General features: G+C 68.5%; 6 protein-coding genes and 1 tRNA gene. 4 read left to right on the forward strand and 3 right to left on the reverse strand.

The window, feature by feature from the left end; translation table 11 throughout:
* Positions 1 to 353: 353 nt before the first annotated feature.
* A complete protein-coding gene (locus AB0M20_RS23570; RefSeq protein WP_364301508.1) occupies positions 354 to 1,253 on the forward strand; it encodes a hypothetical protein in 900 nt (299 codons plus the stop codon).
* On the forward strand, positions 1,246 to 2,229 hold the full coding sequence (locus AB0M20_RS23575) for a DNA methyltransferase (RefSeq protein WP_364301510.1): 984 nt from the start codon (positions 1,246 to 1,248) through the stop codon (positions 2,227 to 2,229). The genes AB0M20_RS23570 and AB0M20_RS23575 overlap by 8 nt, the downstream gene beginning before the upstream one ends.
* Here AB0M20_RS23575 and AB0M20_RS23580 read toward each other — a convergent pair.
* The gene (locus AB0M20_RS23580) at positions 2,210 to 2,449 is read right to left on the reverse strand and encodes a hypothetical protein (RefSeq protein ID WP_364301512.1); all 240 of its coding nucleotides are present in this window, start codon (positions 2,447 to 2,449) and stop codon (positions 2,210 to 2,212) included. The genes AB0M20_RS23575 and AB0M20_RS23580 overlap by 20 nt on opposite strands.
* Before the next feature lie 121 nt (positions 2,450 to 2,570).
* Here AB0M20_RS23580 and AB0M20_RS23585 point away from each other — a divergent pair, with 121 nt between their 5' ends.
* Complete coding sequence (locus tag AB0M20_RS23585; protein WP_364301514.1) at positions 2,571 to 2,954, forward strand: helix-turn-helix domain-containing protein; 384 nt, start codon at positions 2,571 to 2,573, stop codon at positions 2,952 to 2,954.
* Positions 2,947 to 4,416 (forward strand): tyrosine-type recombinase/integrase, encoded by a 1,470-nt coding sequence (locus AB0M20_RS23590; RefSeq protein WP_364301516.1) that lies wholly within the window; start codon positions 2,947 to 2,949, stop codon positions 4,414 to 4,416. The genes AB0M20_RS23585 and AB0M20_RS23590 overlap by 8 nt, the downstream gene beginning before the upstream one ends.
* A 285-nt stretch (positions 4,417 to 4,701) precedes the next feature.
* Here the strand turns inward: AB0M20_RS23590 and AB0M20_RS23595 are convergent, their stop codons facing one another.
* The gene (locus tag AB0M20_RS23595) at positions 4,702 to 5,049 is read right to left on the reverse strand and encodes an Lsr2 family protein (RefSeq protein WP_364301518.1); all 348 of its coding nucleotides are present in this window, start codon (positions 5,047 to 5,049) and stop codon (positions 4,702 to 4,704) included.
* A 358-nt stretch (positions 5,050 to 5,407) separates the two neighbouring features.
* A tRNA-Lys gene (locus AB0M20_RS23600) sits at positions 5,408 to 5,479 on the reverse strand.
* Positions 5,480 to 5,774: the final 295 nt, after the last annotated feature.

Here is a 5,774-nt window from a genome sequence, read left to right on the forward strand (position 1 = left end):
GCCGGACGCCGCACGCCGGACGCCGCACGCCGCACGCCGCACGCCGCGCGCCGCACTCCTGCGTCAGCCCTGGATGTCACCGCGGCCGCCCTCGGACGGCCGGACGGGCGGTGCACCTGAAGCGGTCTGACAGCCGGAACTGCTGTCGACCGTCCACCGCCGTGGCGTACCGGCAAGGGCCGAAGCCCGCCGCATCCCGGCGCAGCCCATCCACAGACCAGCCTGACCTGCGGTGTCAGTTTCTGTCGGGTGATGTGAGACGGCTGTCAGCCAGCCGATGTGTTCGCGACAGCTCACCAGCACCGGTTTGAGGGTGTCAGCGCATCTCGGCGCGGCGCGGAGCCGACACCACCATGAGCGAGCCCACGCCGCAGCACCACCAACCCACCAATCCCAGCAATCCCACTGTGCCTGGGTCGAGGCACGCGGACCTCATCGCGGGCGATCCGCCGGTCCCGCTCACCGTTTGGCGCACCGCCCACACCCCCGTCGACACCGGCCGCAGTATCGGAACCCGCCTCGCCACCCGCCTCGTCGCCGCCTACAGCCGCCCCGGCGACATCGTCGTCGACGTCACCGCAGACCACGCCCTCACCCCCGTGTGCGCTGCCAGCCGGCGCCGGCACCACCCGGCCTGGTTCACCGACGCGTCCAGCCTGATCATCGGCCCCGCCACCCCGCCGCAGGAGACCGGCTTCATCCAGCAAGACGACGGGCCAGAAGAGCTGCTGGACCTTCGGGCCTGGTTCGGTGATGACCTCACCGATCCGGACCTGCCTCCCGCCGACGCTGCCGCCGCCGACCCGTCTGCGGACGGGAGCCTGCGGCATGCGACCAGCCTGGTCGTCGCCTCGTGGCCGCTCGACGCCGGTGACGCCGGTAACCGGGTCCGGCTCGCCTGGCTGCTCACCGCCGGCGCCGCCCTGCTGCGCCCGGGCGGGTGCCTGATCCTTGTCGTCGCCGTGCCGGCCGGCGCTGCTGCGGCCCCGGAGGACTTCACCAGCGTGATGCAGGCCGCCGCCGGTGCCGGACTCGGCTATCTGCAGCACATCGTCGCGGTAGCCGCCGGCACCGACGGCGACATGTTCGTCTACCACGTCACCGACGAGGAACTCCTCGCCCTCGCTGGGACCGGGCAGCGGTGGCAGATGGCGCACCTGCGGGTGCACGCCGATCTGATGGTGTTCAGCCAGACCCGACCGCAACCCGCCCGGCGGCAGCCGACACGCCGCGGTGGTGATCGTCGTGGCTGATCACCGGCACGACCAGCACTCCCTCGCGACGCCGCCGCCTGCCGAGGGCCGGCACCGCGCCGACAGCGCCCGCCACCAGGCCGGCGATCACCCCGCCGGCCTGTCGGTGTGGGCGACCGCCCAGTCCACCGGGCCGGTGCAGCGCAAGCGCCGCTACGTTGGCGAATCGGTCAAACACCCCGCCCGGATGCTGCCCGCGATCGCCATGCACGCCGTCAACGCCTACACCCAGCCCGGCGACCTCGTCCTCGACCCGATGTGCGGGATCGGCACCACCCTCGTCGAGGCCATCCACGCCGGACGCGACGCCATCGGCGTGGAATACGAATCGCGCTGGTCCGACATCGCCGACGCCAACATCAAACACGCCCACACCCACGGCGCTTCCGGCCGCGGCGCGGTCATCCGCGGCGACGCCACCGGCATCCTGTCGCTGCTGCCCGCCGCCCTCACCGGCCAGGCCTCCCTGGTGGTGACCTCCCCGCCCTACGGGCCGACCGTGCACGGCCTCGTACGGCCGGGCGAACACGGCGTCAGCAAGTCCGCCAACACCTACAACGACGGCACCGACAAGGGCAACCTCGCCTACCGCGACCTCACCGGTCTGGCCGACGGGTTCACGCAGATCCTCACCGGCTGCCGCACACTGCTCAAGCCGGGCGGAGTGGTCGTGGTGACCGCCCGGCCGTGGCGCAAGAACGGCGAACTGGTCGACCTGCCCAGCGCAGTCATCGGCGCCGGGACCCGTGCCGGGCTCATCCCGGTGGACCGGTGCGTGGCCCTTCTCGCCGCCGTCCGCAACGACCAGCTCGTCGCCCGACCGTCGTTCTTCCAACTCCAAGCCGTCCGCAAGGCACGAGCGGGGGGCACCCCCATGCACCTGATCGCCCACGAGGATGTCCTCGTGTTCGCGAAACCACACTCCGGCGATCGCCCCCGCGACAGCGACGAGTCCGTCACCGCCGTGACGACGTAATCAACACCCAGTCGTCCTGCCCCGGGGGCACCCGTTTCTTCAGCTGTTCCACCATGGCCCGCGCGGCATCCGCATCGGCGAAGGTGTGCGTGACCTCGGACCCGTCCGGGCCGCCCGTCCGCGCCCGGACGAACCAGCCGAACGAGTCCCGGCACAGATAGACGTCACGGCGGGCAGCCCGGTACCGCCGGTTGAACCAGTGCTCCACCACCGTATCCACGCCGCCCGACATTAGTACACACGTTCGACGAGCGCACTGCAATGACCAGCGATTTCTTGCCCCGGCCGACCCGGCGCCTCACCTGCGTGGCCCCGCCTAAGACCTCCGGAAGGAACGAATCATGACATCCGCCCGCGACCCCCACCGGCCGGCCACACCGGCCGGTACATCCACGCCCGCCAGCCCGGCCTGGAACGGTGACCGCATCCGCGCCCTCGGCACCGTCACCGACGTACCCACCGCCGCCCAAATCTTCCGACTGTCCCGCTCGACCGCATACGACCTGGTAAGTACCGGCGACTTCCCCGTCCCCGTCCTGCGGTTCGGCCACCGCTACCGCATCGCCGTCGCAGCGATTCTCGACGCCCTGCACCTCCCGCACGACCCGCCGCCGACGCGCGACTTGACCAGCAGCCCGGCCCACGCGTCGATCGTCCACACGCAATCCACAGACCCCGGCATCGAGCACACCCCGCCCGAGCGACAGGAACACAGGCATGAATAAAGGCTCCATCAGGAAGACTTGCAGCTGTCGCGACGCCGCCACCGATCGGCGCATCGGCGCCCGCTGCCCAGACCTGCGCCGCCCCGGCGGGAGCTGGAGCCCCAGCCACGGCTGGTGGGCCTACCAACTCGAACTGCCCGCAGCGCCGGGCACTGCCCGGCGGCGGCAACTACGCCGTAGCGGTTTCGCGACCCGGGACGCGGCCGCCACCGAACTCGACCACGCCGAAACACTGCTCGCCCTTGCCGGCCGAGACATCGCCGTCGCCGCGCAGATCGCCTCCCTGCTGCTGCAGACGAAATCCGGTCAGCCACTGCCCGAGCGGGACAAGATCGCACGGCGCATCAAGACCGGTCTGGGCCCGGCCGCCGCCATGACAATGACCGAGTTCCTGTGGCAGTGGCACGGCAGCCGCAAGATCGAACCGACCACCCTGTCCGGCTACGCCGGGCACATCCGCAACTACCTCGAGCCGTACCTCGGCCACCTGCCCGTTGACGAACTCCGCGTCGGGCACGTCCAAGCCATGTTCGACGCAATCGCCGAACGCAACATCGCCCTGCAGGCCGCCAAACAGGCCGGCAAGCGAGACCGCTACAGCCCGCTGGCCGGGGCCCGGGTCGTCTCCGGCGCAACCATGCACCGCATCCGCGCCACCCTCCGCAAGGCCCTTAACGACGCCATCCGCGCTCACCGGCTCATCGAGTTCAACCCCGCCGCCCACGTCGAACTACCCTCCGGCAGACGCCCCAAAGCAAAGGTCTGGACCGCCGCCGCAGTCACCCAATGGCAGGCCACGGGCCACCGGCCCAGCCCCGTCATGGTGTGGACCCCCGCCCAAGCCGGGGCGTTCCTCGACTACGCCGAAGGCCACGACATCGTCCTGTACCCGCTGTTCCTGCTCATCCTGCACCGCGGGCTGCGCCGCGGCGAAGCCGTCGGCCTGCGCGACGCCGACGTCGACCTCGACACCGGCAGCATCACCATCGCGCAGCAAATCACCACCCTCGACGGCCAACCCATCACCAAGAAAGTGAAGAGTGACGCCGGCGAACGCACCGTCGCTCTCGACGACGCCACCCTCCGTGTCCTGCACACCTACAAAGCCCGCCGCGTCCGCTGGCAACTCGTCAGCGGGCCCGACTGGCCACGCATCGGACTGTTCTTCGTCCAGCCCGACGGCACCGCATACCACCCCGAGGAAGTCAGCAACCGCTTCGAAGCCCTCGTCGCCGACGCCCGCCTGCCACCGATCCGGCTGCACGACCTACGCCACTGCGCCGCCACCTACCTCAAAGCCTCCGGCGCCGACCTCAAAGACATCCAAGAAACCCTCGGACACTCCTCCATCACCATCACCGGAGACACCTACACGTCAGTCATCCACGAGCTCGACGCGGAACGAGCCAAAGCCCACGCTGCGACCGCACTCATCCCACGCAGCTACGCGGAAGCTGAGTGACAGCGATAAGAGGCGCCTTCGCGGCGCAGGAACCGTTGGTCCGAGCCGGCACCACAACAGACAGCCCTCGGTACCGGTAGTGAGGCGCACAGGCCGACGAAGTCGACCGTGATGCCGGGCCGGTGTGGGAACACCCGCTCGACTTATCGTCCGCCACGCCGCGAATTGTCGCCACGCTCACGCGACAGCGAGGCTACCGGGTCACGAACGGACTGAGAGCCCAGCAGGACCGCTGGGCTCTCAGCGCAAGTTGCGGCGTTCCTCCGCGCAGTAACGCGCCCCACCTCAATGAGCGGCGTTAAAGGCGTCCACAACGGATCCCGGGATACGGCCGCGCTCGGAAATCTCGTGCCCGTTTTTGATCGCCCACTCGCGGATCGCCTGGTTCTGGTCCCGATTCGAACGGCCGCCGGCAACAGCAGTCCGCCCACGCCCGGCGCGGCGACTATCCAAGCCGCGGCCAACGCGCGTACCTGCGGTGATGTACGGCTCAAGCGCCTTGCGAAGCTTGCCGATGTTCTTCTCAGAAAGGTCGATCGTGTAGTTGACGCCATCAAGACCGAATTCGACACTCCGGTCAGCCTCCGACCCATCCAGGTCGTCAGTCAGAAGAGTAACAACCTGTCTCGCCATACTGTGATCACTCCATACCGTTGGGTTACGCCGCCCCGCAACAATTCTCAGACTCCCGAAAGCAGATTAAATCACACCGATTTACGGCACCGCACGGCCCACCCAAATACGCGGCCTACCGCTCGGGTCCGAGAATCGAATACATCAGCGTGGATTGCCCTCGGCGACTCGAAAGTGGCGCGACAGACACATGGCGCCGAGGTCAGACTCGTCATTCGACCAACGCCACCCGGAAACTGCGGTGCGTCTGCTCGGACTGCTCGGGCTGCTCGCAGCTGCTCCGAATCGACGGACAAATGCCGCGAGGCAGACGCAGCAACCACGAGGTCCAGTCATATAACTGCAGGTCAGTGTTGGGTGGGCCGCCCGGGACTCGAACCCGGAACCTATGGATTAAAAGTCCACAGCTCTGCCATTGAGCTAGCAGCCCGCGGGAGTCAGGATACCTGGAGCGCGTCGCCTGGCCCATCCGGATACCCATGAGCCGTTCGTTGCCGAAGGAAGCAGTGCTTGCGGCGCGTCCATGATGCCGTGAGCCAAGGTTTGGAACGAGCGTCCGTACACGCCGTCGTGGCCATGAGCTTCGGACTCTGCCAACGCTCGAGCAGCAACGGAGCATCCACGGAAGCATGTTGGCGCTAGCCGGTTGTCCTCACGGCTGCTAGATCATCTTCCCCACCCGGGCGGGTTGATGTTAGTTGGTGTGGACGGCTCGTAGTGAGATG

The organism is Actinoplanes sp. NPDC051633 (assembly GCF_040681735.1).
Classification (GTDB): Bacteria; Actinomycetota; Actinomycetes; order Mycobacteriales; family Micromonosporaceae; genus Actinoplanes.